Here is a 20,569-nt window from a genome sequence, read left to right on the forward strand (position 1 = left end):
TACTCCGATGTCTCACACCCCCATCGTCGCCATCGTCGGCTCAGGGCCGATCGGCTCCGCCTACGCCAGGGTGATCCTCGAGGGCTCTCCCGAGGCTCGGGTCGTCATGTTCGAGGCCGGTCCGCAGCTGACGGCGGTGCCCGGCGAGAGCGTCCGCAACATCGCCGACCCGGACGAGAAGGCCCGCGCCCGCGAGATGTCGCAGGGACCGCAGTCCGGCGCGTTCCGTGAGAGCCTCGGCATCCCCGCCGGGGTGGTCGTCGAGGGCATGTTCACGGCACGCCAGGGAACGCACCTGCTCGACTTCGGGGGACCCGGCTCCGCGCACGCCCCCACCTTCCCGGCAGCCGCCGCGGCCACCAACGTCGGCGGCCAGGGCGCGCACTGGACGTGCGCCATCCCGCGTCCCGCGTTCAGCGAGAAGGTCGACTTCATCGACGACGGCGAGTGGGAGGAGCTGATCACGGCAGCCGAGGCGCTGCTGCACGCGCAGAGCGCCGCGTTCGCCGACTCGCCCATCGGCTCTGCCATCCGCTCCCTGCTCGACGCGGAGTTCGGCGCCGAGTTGCCGGAGGGCTACGGCGTGGGCACCCTGCCCGTCGCCGGCGACCCGCAGCCCGACGGCTCCATGGTGTGGGCGGGCGCGAACACCGTCCTCGGCCCGCTCATCGAGGAGGGCACGCCCGAGTCGGCACGATTCGAGCTGCGCGATCTGACGCTCGTGCGCCGGATCGAGCACGAGGGCGGCGAGGTGACCGGCGTCACGATCGAGGACCTGCGCACGAAGGAGGCGTCGTTCTTCCCGGCCGACGTCGTCGTGGTGGCCGCCGACGCGTTCCGCTCGCCGCAGCTGCTGTGGGCCAGCGGCATCCGTCCCCGCGCCCTCGGCCGCTACCTCACCGAGCATCACGTCGTCATCACGACCGTCGCCCTGGACGAGGAGCGCATGAGCGGCCTCATCTCGGAGGAGGCGTTCGCGGCCGAGCTGGCGCGCCGCGCGCAGAACGCGGCCGACCCGGTCGCCGCCGTCAACCGCATCCCGTTCTCGGAGCCAGACCACCCCTTGTCGCTGCAGGTGATGTACGCCGAGAACCCGCCGTTCCCGCTCGACCCGTCGCACCCGGCGGCGGGCAACCGGTGGGGCTACGTGAACATGGGCTACGGCGTGCGCAAGCACCCCCGCGTCGAGGACGGGGTCACCTTCGACGACGCCGAGCTCGACTACCGCGGCTTCCCGAACATGACGATCGAGTACGCGCTGACCGATGCCGAGCAGCCCGAGCTCGACGAGGCCCACGAGCGGGTACGGCGTGCCGGCGCGGCGCTCGGGGCGTTCGTCGCCGAGCCTCGGCTCCTCCCGAACGGCTCGAGCCTGCACTACATGGGCACCATGCGCATGGGCGCTGCCGACGACGGCACGTCGGTCGCCGACCCGTGGTCGCGCGTGTGGGGGTTCGACAACCTCGTCGTCGGCGGGAACGCACTCATCCCCACGGCCAACACGATGAACCCGACGCTCATGAGCGTCGCGATCGCGGTGCGCGGCGCGCGCCGGGTCGTCGAGCAGGTGTCGGGCACGCGGGTCGAGGAGGTCGCCCGCTGACGCCGATCGTGCTGTCGAGATCGTGCGTTCTCGCCGAGATGACACGACGCGGGCGCCCAGGACGTGTCATCTCGGCGAGATCATGCGATCTCGGCGACGGGGCCGGACGCGGCGGCTCCGTCAGGGCCTGCCGATGCGGTCGGCCATGAACTTGGCGCCGGCCGACGAGGTGGCGCCGCCGTCGACCGGGATCTCGGCGCCGGTGAGGTACGACGAGGCGTCCGAGAGCAGGAACGCGACGAGCTCGGCGACCTCGTCGGCGTCGCCCAGCCGCTCGAGCGGCGTCAGCGCGAGCTGCGCGTCGCGCATGACCTCGGGGGCGCTCGCCGTCATGGGCGTCTCGATGAAGCCGGGGTGCACGACGTTGACCCGGATGCCCCGTGGGCCGAGCTCGGTGGCAGCCACGTGGGTGAGTCCGCGCAGGCCCCACTTCGACGTCGTGTAGGCGACGGGGTAGTGCGCGTTGAGCGCCGCCGACGATCCGATGTTGACGATCGACGACCCGCTGCCCATCAGGGGTGCGAGGGCCTGGATGCCGAGCATCGGCCCCGTCAGGTTGACCGCGAGCACGCGGTCCCAGTCGGCGCGCGCGACAGCGCCCAGCCGGGCGCGATGCGTGATGCCGGCGTTGTTCACCAGACCGCGCAGCGGCTCGCCGCGGAGGCTCTCAGCGAGCTCGGCGGCGAGGCCCGCCCAGCCGGCTTCGTCCGTGACGTCGAGCCGACGGTGCTCGATTCCCGGCGCCTCGGCGGTGGCATCCGTCACGTCCGTCGCGATCACGCGCGCACCCGCGGCCGCGAGCAGGCGAGCCTCGGCAGCCCCCTGCCCGCCGCCCGCACCCGTCACGACGACCGCGCGTCCCTCGAGCCCCGGATAGCTGGTCATGGGGCGACCGTAGCCCGTGCCCCGGGCGCGCGGGAACCCGCATCCGCTGATGGCCCGCATCGGAATCCGCGAATCCACCGTGCGGCGCGTTGGTGAAGGCGGCCCGGCGCGGTCACCCGTCGTGTCGGGCCGAGGATCAGAGCCCGCGCGCCGCCCGCACGAGCTCGGCGTAGACGCCAGCGCTCGGCTTGGCGGTCCGCTCGAAGGTCTCGCGGTCGACGGAGTGCAGCCCGAGCTTCGGGCCGTATCCGAAGATCCACTCGAAGTTGTCCATCAGCGTCCAGTGGCAGTAGCCGATCACGGGCACCCCGTCGGCGATCGCCTGCGCGAGGCCATCCAGGGAGGGCGCGATGAAGGCGGCGCGGATGCTGTCATCCTCGGTCCCGATCCCGTGCTCGCTCACGAGCACCGGCACCTGGGCGACCGAGTGCACGTACTCGACGGCGCCGCGCAGCGAGTCCGGCTCGACGGCCGTCCCCATCCCGTTCACGGCGACGCCGTCTGACGGACGCACCTGACCATCCGGGCCGTAGATGATGCGCTCGTAGTTCTGCACTCCGATGAAGTCGTCCTCCCGGGCGAGTGCGAGCCAGTGCTCGTAGACCTCGGCGCGCTTGCGGTCGCGCAGCTCCTCGCCGCCGGGGGCGGCGACATCGTCGACGACCGCGAGTGACAGGCCCACCGGCAGCTCCGGCCGGCGCGCCTTGATCGCGGCCTTCGCCGCCTGATGGCCGGCAGTCATCCCCGCCCGCATCGCGGCGAAGTCCTCGGGCAGCATGACGTTGCCGGCGCGGTACCGCTCGACGCCCGCCGCCGCCGAGGCGGCCGTCAGCGTGGCGCGCTCGAGGTCGGCGACGAACGACGGCAGATCCGCCCACGTGAGCATCTCGGGCAGGTCGGGCTCGTTGAAGGTGACGGCGAGGCGGATTCGGTCGCCGAAGCGATCCATCACCGCGCCGCAGTAGCGGGCGAACAGCTCGGGCGCCTCGGGGTCCAGCCACGCTCCGCGCGCCGCGAACCAGTGCGGCGACGTGAAGTGGTTGAAGGTGACGATCGGGGCGAGCCCGCGGGCGTGGCATCCGTCGACGACCGCCTCGTAGTGCGCCAGCGCCTCTTCGGAGAACTCGCCCTCGGTGGGCTCGACGCGGGCCCACTCGACCGAGAAGCGGTAGGCGTTGAGGTTCATCCCGGCGACGAGGTCCAGGTCGGACTCCCACAGCTCCCAGCCGTTCGCCGCCTTGCCCGACCGGTCCTGGAACACCGATGGCGTGACGTTCTCGAGGAACCACGTGTCGCTGTGGACGTTGTCGCCTTCGTTCTGGTGGCCGGCGGTGGCGACTCCCCAGAGGAAGTCGGCGGGGAAGGATGCTGCGGGCATGAGTGGTCCTCTCTGACTCTCGTCCATCCTCGCACATTCGTTCAGTGTATGAAAACCTGTTTCACTGTAAGCAACGCTCGAGAGGGGCAGCGTTAGGCGTTCGCTAACGCAGCCCAGCCCGGATCCGAATGGCCAAACCGGCCGCACCGGGTCAACCTGTACCGAAGGATCGACTCCCGATCAGCGATCCGCGACCACTGAAGTCCGCACCAGCACACCACGATCACAGGAGATCAGGATGTCTCGAATCACCACAGCGCGCGGCGCCGCCGTCCTTGCGGCCGTCGCCGCCTCAGCTCTGGCACTCAGCGCCTGCACGGCGCCCGGCGGCTCGGGGGGCACCAGCGGCGAGCCCGCCGACACGTCGGTCCTCGTCATCGGCCTCGACTCCGACCAGGCCGCGCTCGGCTACGACCCGCTGCGCTACGGCAGTGGCCAGCGCATGTTCTTCGAGGGGATCTACGACTCCCTCTTCCTCCTCGACGAAGAAGGGCAGGTCGTCCCCGACCTCGTGACGAACTTCGAGTACAACGAGGACCAGACGCAGCTCACGCTCGACCTCGACACGAGCGCGGCGTTCGCCGACGGCTCCACCGTGACGGCCGATCTCGTGAAGCAGAACCTCGACTTCCGCGGTGACCCCGACCTGTCGGCGTACAGCGGATTCGCGGAGGGCGGCGAGCAGGAGATCTCGGAGGTCACCGTCGTGGACGACGACACCGTCACGCTGACCTTCGCGGCTCCGCAACCCGGGTTCGAGGCCAACCTCGTGCTTCCCGCCGGCGCGATCGTGGGCGCCGCCGGCGTCGCCGACCGCAGCACCCTCGATGCCACGGCCGACGGCTCGGGACCGCTCGAGGTCGACACCGATGCCACGATCAAGGGCAACTCGTACCTGCTGGTCAAGAAGGAGGACCACCCCGACGTCGACGCGTACCCCTACGACTCGTACGAGTTCCGCCCGATCCTCGACCCGCAGGCGCGCGTGAACGCCGCCATCTCGGGCGAGGTCGACCTGGCCTTTATCACCAGCGCCACGCAGGACCAGGTCGAGGCCGCCGGGGTCGGACTCGTCGCCAACGGCGGCGTCGTGCAGAACCTGCTGCCCTTCGACAAGAACGGCAGCCTCGCGCCGCAGTTCGGCGACCCGCGCGTGTGGAAGGCCCTGTCGATCGCGATCGACCGCGAGGCCTACGTCGCCGCGGTGCACCCGGGTGACATCCCGACCGCGAACGCGCTTCCCGCCGAGAGCCCCGGCTACATCCCCGAGCTCGAGGACGACTACGCGTACGACCCCGAGGGGGCCAAGGAGCTCCTGGCGGAGGCGGGCTACCCCGACGGCTTCGCGTTCGACTTCACGATCAGCCAGCAGAGCCAGCGCGACCTCGAGGCGCTGCAGCCGTACTGGGCCGAGATCGGCGTGGACGTCTCGCTGAAGAACGCCTCGTCGACGGAGGAGATCTTCGCCGCCGTGCAGACGCAGCCCCTGGGCGGCCCGATCGCGCTGACGTGGACGAACCCTCCCGGCAACGTGTTCGGGGTGCTGTTCGGCTTCGCGAACTTCCACGGCGCCGAGAACGCCGAGATCCAGGCGGCGGCCGGCGCGTACGGCGCGGCGGCGGGCTCCGGTGATGAAGACGCTCAGGCGGCCGCCCTGACCGACCTCAACGCGGCGATCGTCGAGTCCGGCTGGCTGCTCCCGCTCTTCGAGCAGCTGTCTCCCTGGGCCTACAACGAGGCGGTCCTCGAGGAGCCGACCTTCCCCGGGACGGACTCGTTCCCGATCCTCTCGGCGCTCCAGCCGGCGTCCTGACAGGCTCCGGTGCGGCGGCGGCCCTCGCCGCCGCCGCACCGGACACACCAGGGAGTGATGATGCTCACCTTCGTGCTCAAGCGGATCGCGTTCGCGATCCTCACCCTCGTCGTGGCCACGATGCTCGCCTTCGTGCTCGTCCACCTGTCCGGGTCCACGCCCGGCGGGGTGGCGCTCGGCATGGCGGGCACCCCGGAGCAGGTCGAGGCCTACAACATCGAGGTCGGCTGGTACGACCCGTGGATCGTGCAGTACCTCAGCTGGTGGGGACAGGTCCTGCAGGGAGACCTCGGCGTCTCGCTCATCGACGGGCGCCCGATCGGCCCCGACATCGCCAAGCGCCTGCCGGTCACCGCCGCCCTCGCCGTGCTCGGCACGCTCGTCAGCGCCCTCTTCGGGATCACGATAGGCGTCGTGGCCGCCGTGCGCGGAGGAGCGGTGGACCGCGGAATCACCGCGCTCTCCGGCATCCTGCTCTCCCTTCCCGCGTTCTGGGTGGGCGTCCTGCTCGTATACGTCTTCGCCGTTCAGATGCGGCTGCTTCCCGCGACGGGATTCGTGCCGTTCGCCGTGAACCCCGAGGCGTGGGCGCGGTCGCTGGTGCTGCCGGTGCTGACGATCGCGATCACCTCCGCGGCCGGCCTCGCGCGGCAGACCCGGGCCTCCATGGGAGAGGCGCTCACCCAGGAGCACATGCGCACCCTGCGCGCCGTCGGCACGCCCACGTGGCGCATCGTCTACGTCCATGCGCTGCGCAGCGCGAGCCTGCCGATCCTGGCGAGCGTCGCGATCCAGTTCATCATCCTGTTCGGCGGCTCGGTCATCATCGAGGTGCTCTTCGCGCTCCCCGGCATCGGGCAGGCCATGCAGGCAGCGGTCGGCTCGGCCGACCTGCCCTTCGTCCAGGCGCTGGTGCTGGTCGCGACGCTCGTCGTCGTGGTCGTGAACCTCGGCCTCGAACTCCTCAACCGCGTCCTCGACCCGAAGCTGCGTGCATCATGACCATCGACACCACCTCGATCCTGCGCATCCGCAAGCCGCAGCGGCGGTTCGGCGGTCGCGTCCTGCGCTCGCCGGCGGCCGTGCTGTCGATCATCTGGCTGGTGGGACTCGTGCTCGCCTCGCTCACGTCGCCGCTGTGGCTGCGCTACGGTCCGCTCGAGCAGGACCTCTCGGCCGTGCTCCAGGGACCCTCGTGGGCGCACCTCCTCGGCACGGACGAACTCGGCCGGGACCTGCTCTCCCGCATCGTCACCGCGGCCGCCCCGACGCTGCTGATCGCGGTCATCACCCCGATCGTCGCCGTGCTGGTCACCGTCCCGATCACGCTGTGGGCGGCGCGCTACGCGCGCGCCGAGGGCGTGGTCAACCGGGTCAGCGAGATCGTGCTCTCCCTTCCCGGCACCGTGATCATCCTGGCGTTCATCGCCGCGGTCGGCACCAACATGCCGCTGGTCATGGTCGCCTTCGGGCTGCTGCTGTTCGGCGCGCTCTACCGCGTCTTCTTCGGTCAGGCGAAGTCGCTGCACCAGCAGCTGTACGTCGAGGCTGCCGCCGTCGACGGCGTGAGGCCGATGACGGCGAGCCTGCGCCACGTGCTTCCGAACATGTCGACCACGGTCATCGTCCAGTTCGTGCTGCTGTTCGGCGCGGCGATCGGGCTGCAGGCCGGACTGGCCTTCATCGGCCTCGGCCCCCAGCCGCCCGAGCCCACGTGGGGCGGCATGGTGCAGACCGCGTCGCAGTACATCTTCCAGCAGCCCTGGATGATGATCCCGACAGGCGGCGTGCTCGCGCTCACGATCATCGCCGCGAACTCGCTGGCCGATGTGCTCGCCGGCGGCTCCGCGATGCCGCCCTCCCTCGTCTCACTGAAGCGCAGGAAGGCGCCGACGGATGCCCCGGCCGCTGCGGGGGGAACGCCCGCCGCGGCGCCGGCGCCGGTCGCGGCATCCGACTCCCTCGTTCCCGCGGATGCGGACGGCGCGCTGCTCGTCCAGAACCTGGTCATCGGCGTCGACGACGGGCCCGAGCTCGTCTCCGGTGTCTCCCTCCGCGTCGGGGCCGGCCGGGTGCTGGGCCTCGTGGGCGAATCGGGCTGCGGCAAGAGCGTCACGTCGTACGCGATGCTCGGGCTGCTCGCTCCGGGGCTGTCGGTGCGGTCCGGCAGCATCCGGTGGAACGGCGTCGACCTGGCCCGTGCCGACGAGAAGACGCTGCAGCGCACCCGCGGGCACGAGATCGCGTTCATCTCGCAGGAGCCGACCCGTGCGCTCGACCCGATGTTCACGGTCGGCTGGCAGCTCGCGGCATCCGTCAAGCGGCTCCGCGGAGTGGGCGGCCGCGAGGCGAAGCGCATCGCGCTGCAGCTGCTGACCGACGTGGGGATCGTCGACCCGCCCCGCGTGCTCAAGAGCTACCCGCACCAGATCTCGGGCGGCATGGCCCAGCGCGTCGCGACCGCCCTGGCGCTGTCGGGCACGCCGAAGCTGCTGATCGCCGACGAGCCGACCACCGCGCTCGACGTCACCGTGCAGGCGGAGATCCTCGCACTGCTGCGCGGGCTGATCGCCGAGCGCGACATGTCGATCATCCTCGTGACGCACGACCTCGGCGTCGTCGCCGACCTGTGCGACGACGTGTCGGTGATGTACGCCGGGCAGATCGTCGAGTCCGGGACCGTGCGCGATGTGCTCGTGCGCCCCGAGCACCCGTACACGATGGCGCTGCTGGCCGCCGACCCGCACGCGATCATCGACTTCGAGGGGACGACCCGCCTCGCGTCCATCCCCGGTCAGGTGCCCCTGCCGGGATCGTGGACGAGCGGATGCCGCTTCGCCGCGAGGTGCCGGTTCGCCCGGGCCGAGTGCAAGACAGCGATCCCGTTCCTGCCGCGCGCGGAGGGCGAGGGCGGCGTGCGCTGCATCCGCCGCGACGAGGTCGAGGGCAGACAAGAGGAGTGGCGCCGTCCGGTCGCCGTCGGAGGAGAGCTATGAGCGCGCTACAGCCTGTCGTGATCTCGCCGGACGCCCCGCTGCTGGAGGTGCGCAACCTCTCGATCCGCTACGGGCGGAAGGGGCCGCTCGCCGTCGAGGACGTGTCGTTCACGATCGGCCGCGGCGAGACCCTGGGCCTGATCGGCGAGTCGGGTTCGGGCAAGACCACGATCGGGCGCGCCATCCTCGGGCTTGTGCCGGTCACGAGCGGGCAGATCATCTTCGAGGGACGCGACATCACCCGGCTCAGCGCCGCGGATCGCCGCACCCTGCAGGGCGACCTGCGCGCCGTCTTCCAGGACCCGTTCTCGTCTCTCAACCCCCGCAGGCCCATCGGGGACGCGCTCGGCGAACCACTGCGCGTCGCGGGCGTGCCGCGCGCGGAGCGCACGTGGAGGGTGCAGGCGGCGCTCGAATCCGTGGGCCTCGCGCCCGGCTCGGAGGATCGCTATCCGCGCCAGTTCTCGGGCGGTCAGCGCCAGCGCATCGCGATCGCGCGCGCGCTCGTCACCGACCCGCGCCTCGTCGTCTGCGACGAGGCGGTCAGCGCGCTCGACCTGTCGACGCAGGCCCAGGTGCTGAACCTGCTCTCGGACCTGCGCGCCGGCGCCGATCTCGGCTACCTGTTCATCGCGCACGACATGGCCGTCGTCGAGTTCCTCGCCCAGCGGGTGGTCGTGCTGAACCGCGGCCGGATCGTCGAGCAGGGCGAGACCGCCGAGGTGATGCGCAACCCGCAGGCCCACTACACCCGCATCCTCATGGCGGCGTCGCCCGTGCCCGATCCCGACGAGCAGGCCCGCAGACGCGAAGCATGGCAGGCGCTCAGGGCGGCGGCATCCGTCCCCGCCGCCTGAGCGGGGTCAGTGGAACGTCGCGTCGACGATCGGAGACAGGGCCTGGGCGGTCTCGCGGAACGACGTGACCATGGGGTTCGGGCTGTCGCTCAGGCTGCACAGCACGATGGTCGCCGGTTCGATGTCGGAGATCGGGATGAACGCCAGTTCGTCGCGGCGATAGTGCTGACTGGCCGACTGCCCGGCGATGTTCACGCCCGCGCCGGCGGCGACCAGCTCGAGCAGCCCCTCGACGCTGTCGGCGGTGGGTCCGCGCTGGGGTCGCGTGCCGTCGGGGCGGGGGTCGACGAGCCACCAGTTCACGACCTCGGCCGGACCGTTCGCCACCGAGACGAACATCTCGTCGCCGGTCTCGAGGATCGAGATCGACTCGCGTCCGGCGAACGGATGATCGGCCCGCACGACGAGCACGCGCGCCTCCCGCCAGAGCGGTTCGGCGCGGACGCGCGGCGGCAGCAGCATGGGCCACGGTGCGAAGACGACGTCGACGCGCCCGCCCTCGAGCTCCTCGGCGACGTCGAAGAAGCCCAGCCGGCGCATCTCGATGCGCGCCTGTGGGATCGCCTGCATCGTCGCCGCGATCGCCGCGGTCGTCAGGCTGCCCGCCCCGGCGGCCACGACTCCGACCCGCAGCATCGGAGCGTTGCGATCGCGTCGGATCGAGCGGCCCCAGCTGAGCAGCTGGTCGTGGTCGTCCTGCACCCGACGGGCGAGGGGCAGCAGCTCGCGCCCGTAGGCGGTCAGCTCCACCTTGCGGGGGCTGCGATCGAACAGCTTGACGTCGAGCTGCTGCTCGAGGCGGCTGATCTGCTGACTCAGCGACGGAGGCGTGATGCTGAGGCGTTCCGCAGCCCGTCCGAAGTGCAGCTCCTCGGCGAGCACACAGAAATAGCGGATCACGTGGATAGGCACATCCATGCTCCGAATCTTAGCTTCCGGCTAACGCCGGGTAGGGAGCTCGAACTTCCGCCTGCCGCGCGCCCTGGCGAGACTTGAGGCACCCGGAGCAGTTGTTCGGAACGACCCGATGCTCCGTCTGCCTAACGGCACCGCGTTCTTACAAGGAGGTAAGCATGACCACTTTCCCCGCTGACGACCCCGACAAGGTCCCCTTCGCAGGCGTCCTACCGGCGTCGCCCAGGCCGTTCGTTCTCGGCGAAGGGCAGGGGGAGAAGTCGCTCGTCTTCGACCAGCTCTTCTCGATCCTGCTGTCGGCCGACGAGACCGACGACCAGTACGGAGCCTTCACCATGGTCGGCCCGAAGGGCGACCGCATCCCGGCCCACAAGCACTTCAAGACGCACGAGATCTTCTATGTCGTGGACGGCGAGATCAGCATCTGGATGGACGACGAGGCCGACTACCACTCCAAGACCACGCTGACGACGGGTGACTTCGCATACATCCCCGCGAACATCGTGCACGCGTTCCAGATCCACAACACGACCAAGGTGTTCGGTGTGGGCACGGCCGGCTTCGAGCGGTTCTTCCACGCGATGGGCCAGAAGACCGATCTCACCGAGCCCCAGGGCGTCTACGTGCCCGACTACCCGACCATGCGTGCTGCGGGCGAGAAGTACTGGACGCAGTTCATGCCCGAGTTCCGGTTCCGCGACTGACTCCGATGCCCTCGATCCTCGAGGTCGACGTCGCCCAGCCGGAGGGATTCCGCCCGCTCTCGCTCGATCTGCGCACACCCGGCGCCGCCGGCGCGCCCCTCGTCGTGTTCCTGCACGGCGGGGGGTGGCGACGCGGCAGCCGCAAGGTGTTCACGCCCGGCATCGGCGACGCCCGGTCGTTCGACCGCGTCGTCGCCGCAGGGTTCGCGGTCGCCTCGTGCGAATACCGACTGAGCGCCGAGGCGCGCTTTCCGGCGCAGCTGGACGACGTGGACGCCGCGCTCGCCTGGCTGCAGGCCCACGGCGCCGAACACGGAGTGGATGCCTCGCGCATCGTGCTGTGGGGGGTCTCGGCCGGTGCGACGCTCGCCGCCCTGGCGGGACTCCGCCGAGACGACATCCGCGGCGTCGTGGATTGGTTCGGACCGGCCGACCTGTTCGCGATGGCCGAACACGACACCGGCGAAGCGCCCGAGGACACCCGGGAGGCGCAGTGGCTGGGTGGCCCTGCAGCAGATCGCCCGGAGGTCGCACGTCTGGCTTCGCCGGCACTGCAGGTGCGCGCCGGGGCGCCCCCGTTCCACATCGCGCACGGCACGGCCGACGAGCACGTCCCCTTCGCGCAGAGCGAGGCGCTGGCCGCGGCCCTGCGTGCGGTCGGCGTCGGCGTCGAGCTCCGCCCCGTTCCCGGCGGCAGACACTTCTGGGAGGGGCTCGGCGACACCGACGTGGTGTTCGATCGGGCCATCGACTTCGTCGCCCGCGTCACCGGGCACAACCGAGAGGATCACCGATGACCCGAACGCATGACGTCGCACTGGAAGGTGGCGGCTACGACTTCCGGGTGCGGGTCTACCCAGCCCGCGAGCCGAACGGCGCACTGCTGGTGTGGCTGCACGGCGGCGCATTCATGTTCGGCACGCTCGAGATGCCCGAAGCGGACCAGGTCGGCCGGCGCCTCAGCGCGGACGGTGTCACGGTGGTGTCGGTCGACTACACGCTGGCGCCGCTGGACGCCCTCGAGGTGCTCGGTCCGCCCGACCCCGACGCCGACATCCCGTCTCCCGAGCAGATCCGCGCCGAGATGGAGGCCGCCGGTCCCCGGGCGCGATTCCCCGTCGCCGGCCTGCAGATCGTCGCCGCCTTCGACTGGGCCGTCGCGAACGCCCGCACGTACGGCGCGGACCCCGAGCGGGTGTCGCTCGGCGGCGCGAGCGCCGGCGCGAACCTGTCCGCCGGCGCCGCGATGCGGCTGCGCGACCGCGGCACGACGGCGCCACGCGTGCTCGCCCTCGTCTACCCGTCGCTGCACGACGGCATCCTCGAGCCGAACGACGAGACCGCCGAGCTGTTGAAGGACGTCCCTGCGGCGCATCTGTTCACGCCCGAGAGCCGGGACGCGATCAACCGCAACTATCTGCCCGACGGCCACGACCCCGACGGCTACGCGTTCGCGGGCGGCCACGACCTGGCGGGCCTCCCCGAGGTGCTGATCGTCAACGCGGAGCTCGACAGCCTGCGGCCGTCGGGCGAGGCCTTCGCGGCCGAGCTGGCCGCAGCGAGCGTCGACGTCCGCGTCGTGCGCGAGCGCGGCGCGATGCACGGCTACCTCAACGAGATCGGGCATCCCGCCGCGGAGCACACTCTCGCTCTGCTCGCCGAGACCCTTTCTCCGCCGAGTGACCGCGTCCTCGCCGAATGACCACGGTATCGGCGCCGAGGACGTGGTCTCTCGACGAGATCGGGGTTACTCGACGAAGCCTGGGGCGCCGGACTCAGGTCGAGCGCAGCAGGCGCGAGATGTCGTCGGCGGTCGCCTGCAGGCGTGTGAGCAGCGGGCCGCGCAGCGCGGCGACGTCATGACGCGACGACGCGACCGCGATGTTGATCGCCGCGGCGGGCCTGGAGGCATCCCGGCCGAAGACCGGCACCGAGACCGAGCGCAGGCCGGCGGCGACCTCCTGATCCTGCAGCGAGTAGCCCTGCTTGCGGATCTCGGTGAGTCGCGCGCGCAGCTCGTCGAGCGACCGGGCGGCGTTGGGGCCGGCATCCGCCCCGAAATCGTGGTCCGAAAGCGCGGCGGCCAGCTCGGCGTCGCTGAGATAGGCGAGCAGGAGCTTGCCCATGGAGGTGTACGCCGCGGGCAGCGTCGAGCCCACCTGGATGTTCGCGGTGACGAGGTCGGAGTTGCGCAGGCGCGCGAGGTAGAGCACCTGGTCACCGACCAGCACGCCGAGGTTCACGGTCTCGCCGGTCTCCTCGGCGAGGTGGCGGAGGGGTTGCTCGCTGAGCTGGACGAGGCTCGACCCGCGCAGCGCCGCCGACCCGAGGAGGAGCACCGCCACTCCCGGCCGGATGCTGCCGTCGGGCAGCCGCTCGAGATAGCCGCCCTCCTCGAGCGTCGCGACGACGCGGAACGCCGTCGGCATCGGGATCCCGGTGCGGTCGGAGACCTCGCGCAGCTTCAGCGACGTCACGGACTCGTCGAAGAGCCGAAGGACGTCGAGGCCTTTCGCGAGCGCCTCGATGCGGTAGCGGCTGGCGGTCTTCCCGGGTGTGTCGGCCGCGGAGTCGGCGTCGTCTCGGGCGGGCGACTCATCCGGAGTTTTCATCGTGTGAAACCGTATCTGCTGGTCTGGATGCCGGCAATGTCAGGGCCGCACGCGGAAGACGCGCAGCTGCAGGGCGAGCGTGGCGTAATAGCCCACGAGCACGGTGAGCTCGAACACGCCTTCGGCGCCGAGAGCCGCGGATGCCTCGTCCCAGGCCTCGTCGCTGAGATCGCCGTCGAGCAGCCGCATGGTGGCGACCGCGACGACCGCGTCGACACCCGTGAACGACGTGATGTCGCCGTCGCGCAGCGCGCTGAGCTCGGGCGGGGTGAGGCCCGCCGCCGATCCCACGGCTTCGTGCGCCTCCCGCTCGAACTCGCTGTCCCACCGGGCGGCCACCAGGAGGATGGCGATCTCGCGGGCACGGCCTGTCAGGGTGCCGCGGTAGCGGAGGGCGGCTCCCACGCTCTGCAGGGCGGCGCCCAGCTCGGGGGCGAGCAGGAAGGCGTTGAACGGCCCGCGCAGCGAGCCGTCGGCGCGCGTGAGCGCGAAGTGCTGGGGTCCCTGCGCACGCGGTCCGCTCGCGATGGCGTCGTAGAGCTCCCGCTGCGCGCCGGTCAGCGCCTCCGGGGGGAACGGGGGCACGCGCTCGGTCATCGGCTCGTCCGTTTGACGGATCATGGCGATCAGTATACGTTCATTCAACGAAACCAGCTTTCATTTAGTGAACTGAGCGAGAGAAGTGTCATGGCGGACACCATTCCCCAGCGGGGCGTCGACCCCGACTGGCTGGGCCTGAGAGGCTCGCGCGTCCTCGTCGCCGGAGCCGGCGGCATCGGCGGCGCGTGCGCTCTGGCGTACGCCGGGGTCGGGGCATCCGTCGCCGTCGTCGACCGCGATCAGCGTGCCCTCGATGCGCTCGGCACGCACCTGTCGGAGATGAGTGCCCGCCACGAGCTGATCCAGGCGGACCTCACCGAGCACGGGGCGGGGGAGCGGGTCGTCGCGGACGTCGTCGAGCGGCTCGGCGGCCTGGACGTGCTGCTGCACGCCGTCGGCATCAACGACCGGCGCCCGATCCTCGATTTCACCGAGGACGAGTGGGACCGCATCCTGCGCGTCAACCTCTCGTCGCTGTTCGGGCTCGCGCAGGCCGCGGGTCGGCACATGGTCGCGCAGGGGCATGGGCGCGTCCTGGCGCTGTCGAGCGTGTCGGGGCTGCTGGCGCACCACTCGCACGGCCCGTATGCGGCCTCGAAGGGCGGCATCAACCAGCTGCTGCGCGTCATGGCACGCGAGTGGGCCTCGGCGGGCGTCACCGTCAACGCGCTGGCTCCCGGCTACATCGAGACGCCCCTGACCGCCGGCCACCTGTCCAAGCCGGGCAAGCGCGAAGAGCTCGAGAGCCTCGTGCCGGCGGGCCGGCTGGGCACCCCGGACGAGCTCACCGGTCCCGCGCTCTTCCTGTCCTCACGTCATGCCGGATTCGTCACCGGCCATGTCATGTACATCGACGGCGGTCGCACGCTCGTCTGAGCGCGCTCGACGATTGGAGAACCCATGACCGACCCCACGTCCCAGATCTACCCCCGCTTCGCCGGCAAGACCGTGCTCGTCACAGGAGCCGGCACCGGCTTCGGCGCCGAGATCGCCGTGCGCGCCGCGCAGGAGGGCGCCAAGGTCGCCGTGCACTACCGCTCGTCGAGGGCGGGCGCCGAGGCGACGCTCGAGCGCATCCGCGAGGCGGGCAGCGACGGCATCCTGGTGCAGGCCGACATCGGCTCGTGGGACCAGATCAAGCGCATGGCCGACGAGGTGTTCGAGGCCTCCGGGGTGCTCGACGTGCTCGTCAACAACGTCGGCGACGTCTCGAGCGAGCAGATGTCATGGCGCGACCTCACGCAGGAGGCCCTCGACGCGGTCGTCGACGTCGACGTGAAGGGCACGCTCCTCATGACGCACGAGTTCGGCGAGCGGATGCTCGAGCAGGGCCACGGCAACATCATCAACGTCGGCTCGACCGTCATCGTGCGCGGGTCGCCTCGCGCGCCGCAGTACGCGGCGGCGAAGTACGCGATCCTCGGCATCACGAAGTCCTACGCAAAGGTGCTGGCGCCCGCGGTGCGGGTCAACACCTTCGCTCCGGGCTTCATGGAGACCGAGCGTCTGCTCCAGCGCGAGGACTGGAAGAGCGGCCGGCGCGAGGTGCTGATCTCGCAGACGCCGATGGGCGTCATCCCGCCGCCGGAGTTCGTCGCCGGCACCTGCCTGTGGCTGGCGACGGATGAGTCCGCACACCTCACCGGCGGCTACCTGCTCGCCGACGGCGGCTTCAACATGGTCGGCGCCTGAGCGCCGCCGGACGACATCAAGGAGAGAACGAACGATGAAGCTCATCACCTTCGACGGCGGCCGGGTCGGCCGTCTGGAACTCGAGGAAGGCGTCGTCATCGAGCTCGACGTGCCCTCCACCCGCGAGTACTTCGAGCGCGGCGGCCAGGTCACCGAGACCGGCGAGCGCCTCGCCTACGCCGACGTGACGCTCGAGGCGCCCATCCGCCCCAAGAAGTTCTTCCACACCGCGGGCAACTTCGCCGACCATCACAACGAGCTCGAAGCCGTCAACTGGTCGCACCCCGTGCACAAGGGCATCGTCTTCTTCCAGAACGTGGACGCGATCATCGGTCCGGACGACGACATCGTCTACCCCGATCACCTCACGAAGGAGATGGACTACGAGCTCGAGCTCGCGATCGTCATCGGCAAGTCGGGCAAGTTCTTCGGCCCCGACGAGGCCGACGACTACATCGCCGGCTTCACCGTGTTCAACGACATCTCGGCGCGCGACATACAGCGCAAGGAGATGGAGTCGGGCGTCTTCTCGTTCTCGAAGGCGATCGACACGTTCTGCCCGATCGGCCCGTGGATCGTCACGCGCGACGAGGTGCCCGACATGCACGAGCTGCCCATGCAGCTGCGCGTCAACGGCGAGGTGCGCCAGCAGGGCAACACCAACCAGACCCGCATCAGATTCCCGCACCTCGTGGCGTACCACTCGCCGCAGATCTACAGCGCGGGCGACATCATCACGACCGGCACCATCTCAGGCGTCGCGGCGATCCAGGACGACCCGTTCGACTTCTACCTCAAGCCGGGCGACCAGATCGAAGCCGAGATCACCGGCATCGGGACGCTTCGCAACCGGGTCATCTCGTGGGAGGACCGCTACGGCGAGCCCGCTCCGCAGCGGGTCGACTGGTGAAGCTGGCCAATCTCGGCGGGCGCGCCGTCGTCGTGACAGAGGACCGCGCGGTCGACGTGCACCGGGCTTCGGCGGGCCGGTTCGGTCCCGACCCGCAGTCGCTGTTCGACGACTGGGCGTCGTTCGCGCAGTGGGCCTCGACGGCGACGGATGCCACGGCCGAGGCATCCGTCACGCTCGACGTCGCGGCCCTCGGCGCCCCGGTGCCTTGCCCGCGGCAGGTGTTCGCGATCGGCCTGAACTATGCCGAGCACGCGGCGGAGGCGGGATACCCGCCGGATTCGATGCCGGTGACGTTCACGAAGTTCCCGTCGTCGATCGTGGGGCAGGATGCCGTGGTCGAGCTGCCCGAGGGCCACGTCGACTGGGAGGTCGAGCTCGTCGTGGTGATCGGGCGCGAGGCGCACCGGCTCGAGCGCGAGCAGGCCTGGGATCATGTCGCCGGCCTGACGATCGGGCAGGACCTGTCGGAGCGCATCACGCAGCTGCAGGGCACGGCGCCGCAGTTCAGCCTGGGCAAGTCGTTCCCCGGTTTCGGTCCGACGGGCCCATGGCTCGTCACACCGGACGAGTTCGCCGACCGCGACGACCTCGCGATCTCGTGCCGCCTCTCGGGTGAGAGCATGCAGTCCTCGCGGACGTCGATGATGCTCTACGACGTGCCCGAGCTGCTCGTGCGGCTCTCGGCGGTGTGCCGGCTGCTGCCCGGCGACATCATCTTCTCGGGCACGCCGGCGGGCATCGGCAACCGCCGCACGCCGCCGCGCTTCATCGGCCCGGACGACGTGCTCGTGAGCGAGATCGAGGGCATCGGCACGCTCACCACGCGCTTCACCGCCGGCGACCGACCCCTGGACCCATGACCCCGTACGACCTGCGCGTCGACTACCTGCACGAGCCGATCGGCGTCGGCGCCCGCGAGCCCCGCTTCTCGTGGCTCGCCGACCACGTCCAGGACGCCTTCGAGCTGGAGGTGTCGACCGGTGGCCGGGTCGTCTGGGCGAGCGGCCCGGTGGACGGCCCGAACGGGGGACTCGTCGCCTACGCGGGGGAGCCGCTCGCCGCGAACGGCGCCTACCGGTGGCGCGTGCGCAGCCGGTCGCCCGAAGGCGGTTGGTCGGAGTGGGCGGCGTCGACGTTCGAGACGTCGCTCCTGGACCCCGCGGACTGGTCGGCGGCATGGGTCGAACCCGCGCAGCAGGAGGCCGTCGTCGAACGGTGGAGCATCGTGGACTGGGTGCGCGGGCTCGGCCCCCACACATCGCCCGAAGAACGGCTGCGACCGCCGCAGCTGCTCCGCCAGCGCTTCGACGTCCGCCCCGGCGTGGCCAGGGCGCGACTGTTCGCCGCCGCGCGCGGGGTCTACTCGCCCTTCGTCAACGGCGTCCGCGCGGACGACCAGGTGCTCGCCCCGGGATACGACAGCTACGAGCACCGCATCTCGTTCCAGGCCTACGACGTCACCGCCGCGCTCACCGAGGGCGAGAACGTCCTCGGCGTCGCGCTGGCCGACGGCTGGTGGGCCGGCCGAATAGGTCTCACCGGCTCGAGTGCGCAGTACGGCGCCCGCACCTCGGCGATCTGGCAGCTGCACATCGACTATTCCGACGGCGCGACGCAGGTCGTGGCATCCGGCTCCGACGTGCGCAGCGCGACAGGGCCTTGGGCGTACGCCGACCTGTTCGTGGGCGAGCGGTTCGACCGGCGTGCCGAGCCTGTCGGGTGGGATCGTCCCGGTTTCGACGACGGCGAATGGATGCCGGTGGCAGAGGTCGGCGCCGACCACCACGTGCTCGTGCCGTTCCGCGGCGAACCGATCCGCCGCGTGCGCGAGATGCCGGCGGTCTCGCTCGTCGACACCGATCAGGGCACCGTCGTCGACTTCGGGCAGGTGCTCGTCGGCCGCGTGCGGCTGAGCCTGCGGGAGTCGACGAACGGACAGCGGATCGAGCTCGAGCACACCGAGACGCTCGCCGCCGACGGCTCGTGGTTCGCGAACATCGTCGGCATCAACAAGGAGCAGACGGACGTCTTCGTCGCCGCCGGGGGACCCGACGAGTGGGAACCCGCGTTCACTTTCCACGGCTTCCGGTTCGCGAGGATCAGCGGGCTGACCGCGCCGCTCGAGCCCGAAGACGTGGTGGCTGTGGTGCTCGCCAGCGATCTGGAGCAGACGGGCTCGTTCGTGTCTTCCGATCCCCGTCTGAACCGCCTGCACGAGAACGTGGTGTGGAGTCAGCGCGGCAATTTCCTGTCGGTGCCCACGGACTGCCCGCAGCGGGAGCGCGCCGGGTGGACCGGCGACATCCAGGCGTTCGTCGGCGCCGCGACGAACAACGCCCTGGTGCTGCCCTTCCTCGAGCGATGGCTCGACAATCTGCGTGCCGACCAGCTGCCCGACGGGCGGATCCCGATCTTCTCGCCGCGCTCGCCGTTCGACGCCGAGGCAGCGGACGCAGCGCAGGGCATCGGCTCGATCGTCGCGGCGGCCGGCTGGAGCGACGCCGTCGCGATCGTGCCGTGGACCCTCTACCAACGCACCGGCGATCGCCGCGTGCTCGACGAGAACTACGACGCGATGCTGCGGTGGGTCGAGTACCAGCGCGCGACCGCCGCGGCGCAGTTGCCCGAGGCGCTCGCCGGCGCCGGGCTGTCGGATGAGCGCCGGCGTGCGCAGGCGCTGCTCTACAACACCGGCCTGCACTTCGGCGACTGGCTGACCCCGAGCACGATGGAGGGCCGCCCGACGCACGAGGCGATCGGCGTCGCCCCGGCACTCACGAGCGAGTACCTCGCGCCGATGTTCCAGGCGCAGACGCTGACGATCGCCGGACAGGCGGCGGCGGCTCTCGGACGACCGGCGGATGCCGCGGCCTTCGCCGCACGGGCGGCCGAGGTGCGCGCCGCCTTCGCCTCCGAGTACATCGGCGCCGACGGCGACCTCCCCGTGCGGCTGCAGGGCGTCTACGTCGTCGCGCTCGCCTTCGACATGGTCCCGCCCGAGCTGCGTGCACGCACGGCGGCGCGGCTCGTGGAGCTCATCCGGGAGCGGGGGAACCGGCTCGACACCGGGTTCCTCTCCACGCCGTACCTGCTCGACGTGCTGTGCGACCACGGCTACGCCGACGTCGCGCGCACGCTGCTGTGGCAGTCCGATGCGCCGTCGTGGCTCTACGAGGTCGACCGCGGCGCGACGACGGTCTGGGAGACGTGGGATGCGATCTCGCCGGACGGCGCCATCCGGCCCATGTCGTTCAATCACTCTGCGCCGGGCAGCGTCGACGACTGGCTGTACCGCCGGGTCGCCGGCATCCGCCCCACCTCGCCCGGCTTCCGTACCGCGGTGATCGGGCCCGGCTTCGATGCCGGGGTCGAGTGGGTGCGCGCGCACGTCGGCACGCCGTTCGGGCGGCTCGCGGTCGAGTGGACCCGCGCGGCGGGCGCGGGGACGACACGCGGAGGGGTCGTGGGCACCGTCACCGTCGACGTGCCGTTCGGCGTCACGGCGCACCTCGTCGCGGGTGGGGTCGACGTCGCGCTCACGCCGGGGCGCAGCACCCACGTGATCGAGCTCGGGGGACGGTGACACAGCCGGCGGATGTCG

Annotated in this window: 18 protein-coding genes; 13 read left to right on the forward strand and 5 right to left on the reverse strand. The window is 71.0% G+C overall.

Annotation, left to right across the window (positions count from 1 at the left end; translation table 11 throughout):
* The first annotated feature begins 7 nt into the window (after positions 1-7).
* The gene (locus ACZBH1_RS08145) at positions 8-1,603 is read left to right on the forward strand and encodes a GMC oxidoreductase (protein ID WP_463646082.1); all 1,596 of its coding nucleotides are present in this window, start codon (positions 8-10) and stop codon (positions 1,601-1,603) included.
* A gap of 120 nt (positions 1,604-1,723) precedes the next feature.
* Here ACZBH1_RS08145 and ACZBH1_RS08150 read toward each other — a convergent pair whose 3' ends face one another.
* A complete protein-coding gene (locus tag ACZBH1_RS08150) occupies positions 1,724-2,488 on the reverse strand; it encodes an SDR family NAD(P)-dependent oxidoreductase (RefSeq protein WP_463646083.1) in 765 nt (254 codons plus the stop codon).
* A 136-nt stretch (positions 2,489-2,624) separates the two neighbouring features.
* A complete protein-coding gene (locus ACZBH1_RS08155; RefSeq protein ID WP_463646085.1) occupies positions 2,625-3,866 on the reverse strand; it encodes a glycoside hydrolase family 1 protein in 1,242 nt (413 codons plus the stop codon).
* 238 nt (positions 3,867-4,104) lie between these two features.
* On the opposite strand from ACZBH1_RS08155, the gene ACZBH1_RS08160 reads away from it, so the two are divergent.
* Genes ACZBH1_RS08160 through ACZBH1_RS08175 form a run of 4 tightly spaced genes read left to right on the forward strand, consistent with a single transcriptional unit; the run spans position 4,105 to position 9,532 of the window.
* Positions 4,105-5,679: an ABC transporter substrate-binding protein gene (locus ACZBH1_RS08160; protein ID WP_463646086.1), complete on the forward strand. Its 1,575-nt coding sequence runs from the start codon at positions 4,105-4,107 to the stop codon at positions 5,677-5,679.
* A gap of 57 nt (positions 5,680-5,736) precedes the next feature.
* Positions 5,737-6,681: an ABC transporter permease gene (locus tag ACZBH1_RS08165; RefSeq protein WP_463646668.1), complete on the forward strand. Its 945-nt coding sequence runs from the start codon at positions 5,737-5,739 to the stop codon at positions 6,679-6,681.
* The gene (locus tag ACZBH1_RS08170; protein WP_463646087.1) at positions 6,678-8,675 is read left to right on the forward strand and encodes a dipeptide/oligopeptide/nickel ABC transporter permease/ATP-binding protein; all 1,998 of its coding nucleotides are present in this window, start codon (positions 6,678-6,680) and stop codon (positions 8,673-8,675) included. The genes ACZBH1_RS08165 and ACZBH1_RS08170 overlap by 4 nt, the downstream gene beginning before the upstream one ends.
* The gene (locus tag ACZBH1_RS08175) at positions 8,672-9,532 is read left to right on the forward strand and encodes an ATP-binding cassette domain-containing protein (RefSeq protein WP_463646089.1); all 861 of its coding nucleotides are present in this window, start codon (positions 8,672-8,674) and stop codon (positions 9,530-9,532) included. The genes ACZBH1_RS08170 and ACZBH1_RS08175 overlap by 4 nt, the downstream gene beginning before the upstream one ends.
* A 6-nt stretch (positions 9,533-9,538) precedes the next feature.
* On the opposite strand, the gene ACZBH1_RS08180 is transcribed toward ACZBH1_RS08175, so the two are convergent.
* Complete coding sequence (locus ACZBH1_RS08180; RefSeq protein ID WP_194396795.1) at positions 9,539-10,450, reverse strand: LysR family transcriptional regulator; 912 nt, start codon at positions 10,448-10,450, stop codon at positions 9,539-9,541.
* 155 nt (positions 10,451-10,605) lie between these two features.
* On the opposite strand from ACZBH1_RS08180, the gene ACZBH1_RS08185 reads away from it, so the two are divergent.
* Genes ACZBH1_RS08185 through ACZBH1_RS08195 form a run of 3 tightly spaced genes read left to right on the forward strand, consistent with a single transcriptional unit; the run spans position 10,606 to position 12,853 of the window.
* Positions 10,606-11,151, forward strand: coding sequence for a quercetin 2,3-dioxygenase (locus tag ACZBH1_RS08185; protein WP_336394339.1), 546 nt, complete (start codon positions 10,606-10,608; stop codon positions 11,149-11,151).
* A gap of 5 nt (positions 11,152-11,156) precedes the next feature.
* On the forward strand, positions 11,157-11,948 hold the full coding sequence (locus ACZBH1_RS08190; protein WP_463646090.1) for an alpha/beta hydrolase fold domain-containing protein: 792 nt from the start codon (positions 11,157-11,159) through the stop codon (positions 11,946-11,948).
* Complete coding sequence (locus ACZBH1_RS08195; protein ID WP_463646092.1) at positions 11,945-12,853, forward strand: alpha/beta hydrolase fold domain-containing protein; 909 nt, start codon at positions 11,945-11,947, stop codon at positions 12,851-12,853. The genes ACZBH1_RS08190 and ACZBH1_RS08195 overlap by 4 nt, the downstream gene beginning before the upstream one ends.
* Before the next feature lie 73 nt (positions 12,854-12,926).
* Here ACZBH1_RS08195 and ACZBH1_RS08200 read toward each other — a convergent pair whose 3' ends face one another.
* A complete protein-coding gene (locus ACZBH1_RS08200) occupies positions 12,927-13,763 on the reverse strand; it encodes an IclR family transcriptional regulator (RefSeq protein WP_463646093.1) in 837 nt (278 codons plus the stop codon).
* Positions 13,764-13,802: 39 nt separating this feature from the next.
* Positions 13,803-14,384, reverse strand: coding sequence for a carboxymuconolactone decarboxylase family protein (locus tag ACZBH1_RS08205; protein ID WP_228479375.1), 582 nt, complete (start codon positions 14,382-14,384; stop codon positions 13,803-13,805).
* Positions 14,385-14,450: 66 nt separating this feature from the next.
* Between ACZBH1_RS08205 and ACZBH1_RS08210 the strand changes: the two genes are divergently transcribed.
* The 5 genes from ACZBH1_RS08210 to ACZBH1_RS08230 are packed head-to-tail and all read left to right on the forward strand — an operon-like array spanning position 14,451 to position 20,551.
* Positions 14,451-15,239, forward strand: coding sequence for an SDR family NAD(P)-dependent oxidoreductase (locus ACZBH1_RS08210; RefSeq protein WP_463646095.1), 789 nt, complete (start codon positions 14,451-14,453; stop codon positions 15,237-15,239).
* A 24-nt stretch (positions 15,240-15,263) separates the two neighbouring features.
* A complete protein-coding gene (locus tag ACZBH1_RS08215; RefSeq protein WP_463646096.1) occupies positions 15,264-16,055 on the forward strand; it encodes an SDR family NAD(P)-dependent oxidoreductase in 792 nt (263 codons plus the stop codon).
* 34 nt (positions 16,056-16,089) lie between these two features.
* On the forward strand, positions 16,090-16,965 hold the full coding sequence (locus tag ACZBH1_RS08220) for a fumarylacetoacetate hydrolase family protein (protein WP_463646097.1): 876 nt from the start codon (positions 16,090-16,092) through the stop codon (positions 16,963-16,965).
* Positions 16,962-17,828, forward strand: coding sequence for a fumarylacetoacetate hydrolase family protein (locus tag ACZBH1_RS08225; protein ID WP_463646098.1), 867 nt, complete (start codon positions 16,962-16,964; stop codon positions 17,826-17,828). Before ACZBH1_RS08220 ends, ACZBH1_RS08225 begins: the two co-directional genes overlap by 4 nt.
* On the forward strand, positions 17,825-20,551 hold the full coding sequence (locus ACZBH1_RS08230; RefSeq protein WP_463646100.1) for a family 78 glycoside hydrolase catalytic domain: 2,727 nt from the start codon (positions 17,825-17,827) through the stop codon (positions 20,549-20,551). Before ACZBH1_RS08225 ends, ACZBH1_RS08230 begins: the two co-directional genes overlap by 4 nt.
* Positions 20,552-20,569 lie beyond the last annotated feature (18 nt).

The organism is Microbacterium sp. ZXT2-5 (genome assembly GCF_055329545.1).

Excerpts from the sequence above, each read along its gene's own strand:
- ACZBH1_RS08145 (WP_463646082.1), top strand. The coding sequence starts at position 8 with ATGTCTCACACCCCCATCGTCGCCATCGTCGGCTCAGGGCCGATCGGC.
- ACZBH1_RS08150 (WP_463646083.1), bottom strand. The coding sequence starts at position 2,488 with ATGACCAGCTATCCGGGGCTCGAGGGACGCGCGGTCGTCGTGACGGGT.
- ACZBH1_RS08155 (WP_463646085.1), bottom strand. The coding sequence starts at position 3,866 with ATGCCCGCAGCATCCTTCCCCGCCGACTTCCTCTGGGGAGTCGCCACC.
- ACZBH1_RS08160 (WP_463646086.1), top strand. The coding sequence starts at position 4,105 with ATGTCTCGAATCACCACAGCGCGCGGCGCCGCCGTCCTTGCGGCCGTC.
- ACZBH1_RS08165 (WP_463646668.1), top strand. The coding sequence starts at position 5,737 with ATGATGCTCACCTTCGTGCTCAAGCGGATCGCGTTCGCGATCCTCACC.
- ACZBH1_RS08170 (WP_463646087.1), top strand. The coding sequence starts at position 6,678 with ATGACCATCGACACCACCTCGATCCTGCGCATCCGCAAGCCGCAGCGG.
- ACZBH1_RS08175 (WP_463646089.1), top strand. The coding sequence starts at position 8,672 with ATGAGCGCGCTACAGCCTGTCGTGATCTCGCCGGACGCCCCGCTGCTG.
- ACZBH1_RS08180 (WP_194396795.1), bottom strand. The coding sequence starts at position 10,450 with ATGGATGTGCCTATCCACGTGATCCGCTATTTCTGTGTGCTCGCCGAG.
- ACZBH1_RS08185 (WP_336394339.1), top strand. The coding sequence starts at position 10,606 with ATGACCACTTTCCCCGCTGACGACCCCGACAAGGTCCCCTTCGCAGGC.
- ACZBH1_RS08190 (WP_463646090.1), top strand. The coding sequence starts at position 11,157 with ATGCCCTCGATCCTCGAGGTCGACGTCGCCCAGCCGGAGGGATTCCGC.
- ACZBH1_RS08195 (WP_463646092.1), top strand. The coding sequence starts at position 11,945 with ATGACCCGAACGCATGACGTCGCACTGGAAGGTGGCGGCTACGACTTC.
- ACZBH1_RS08200 (WP_463646093.1), bottom strand. The coding sequence starts at position 13,763 with ATGAAAACTCCGGATGAGTCGCCCGCCCGAGACGACGCCGACTCCGCG.
- ACZBH1_RS08205 (WP_228479375.1), bottom strand. The coding sequence starts at position 14,384 with ATGATCCGTCAAACGGACGAGCCGATGACCGAGCGCGTGCCCCCGTTC.
- ACZBH1_RS08210 (WP_463646095.1), top strand. The coding sequence starts at position 14,451 with ATGGCGGACACCATTCCCCAGCGGGGCGTCGACCCCGACTGGCTGGGC.
- ACZBH1_RS08215 (WP_463646096.1), top strand. The coding sequence starts at position 15,264 with ATGACCGACCCCACGTCCCAGATCTACCCCCGCTTCGCCGGCAAGACC.
- ACZBH1_RS08220 (WP_463646097.1), top strand. The coding sequence starts at position 16,090 with ATGAAGCTCATCACCTTCGACGGCGGCCGGGTCGGCCGTCTGGAACTC.
- ACZBH1_RS08230 (WP_463646100.1), top strand. The coding sequence starts at position 17,825 with ATGACCCCGTACGACCTGCGCGTCGACTACCTGCACGAGCCGATCGGC.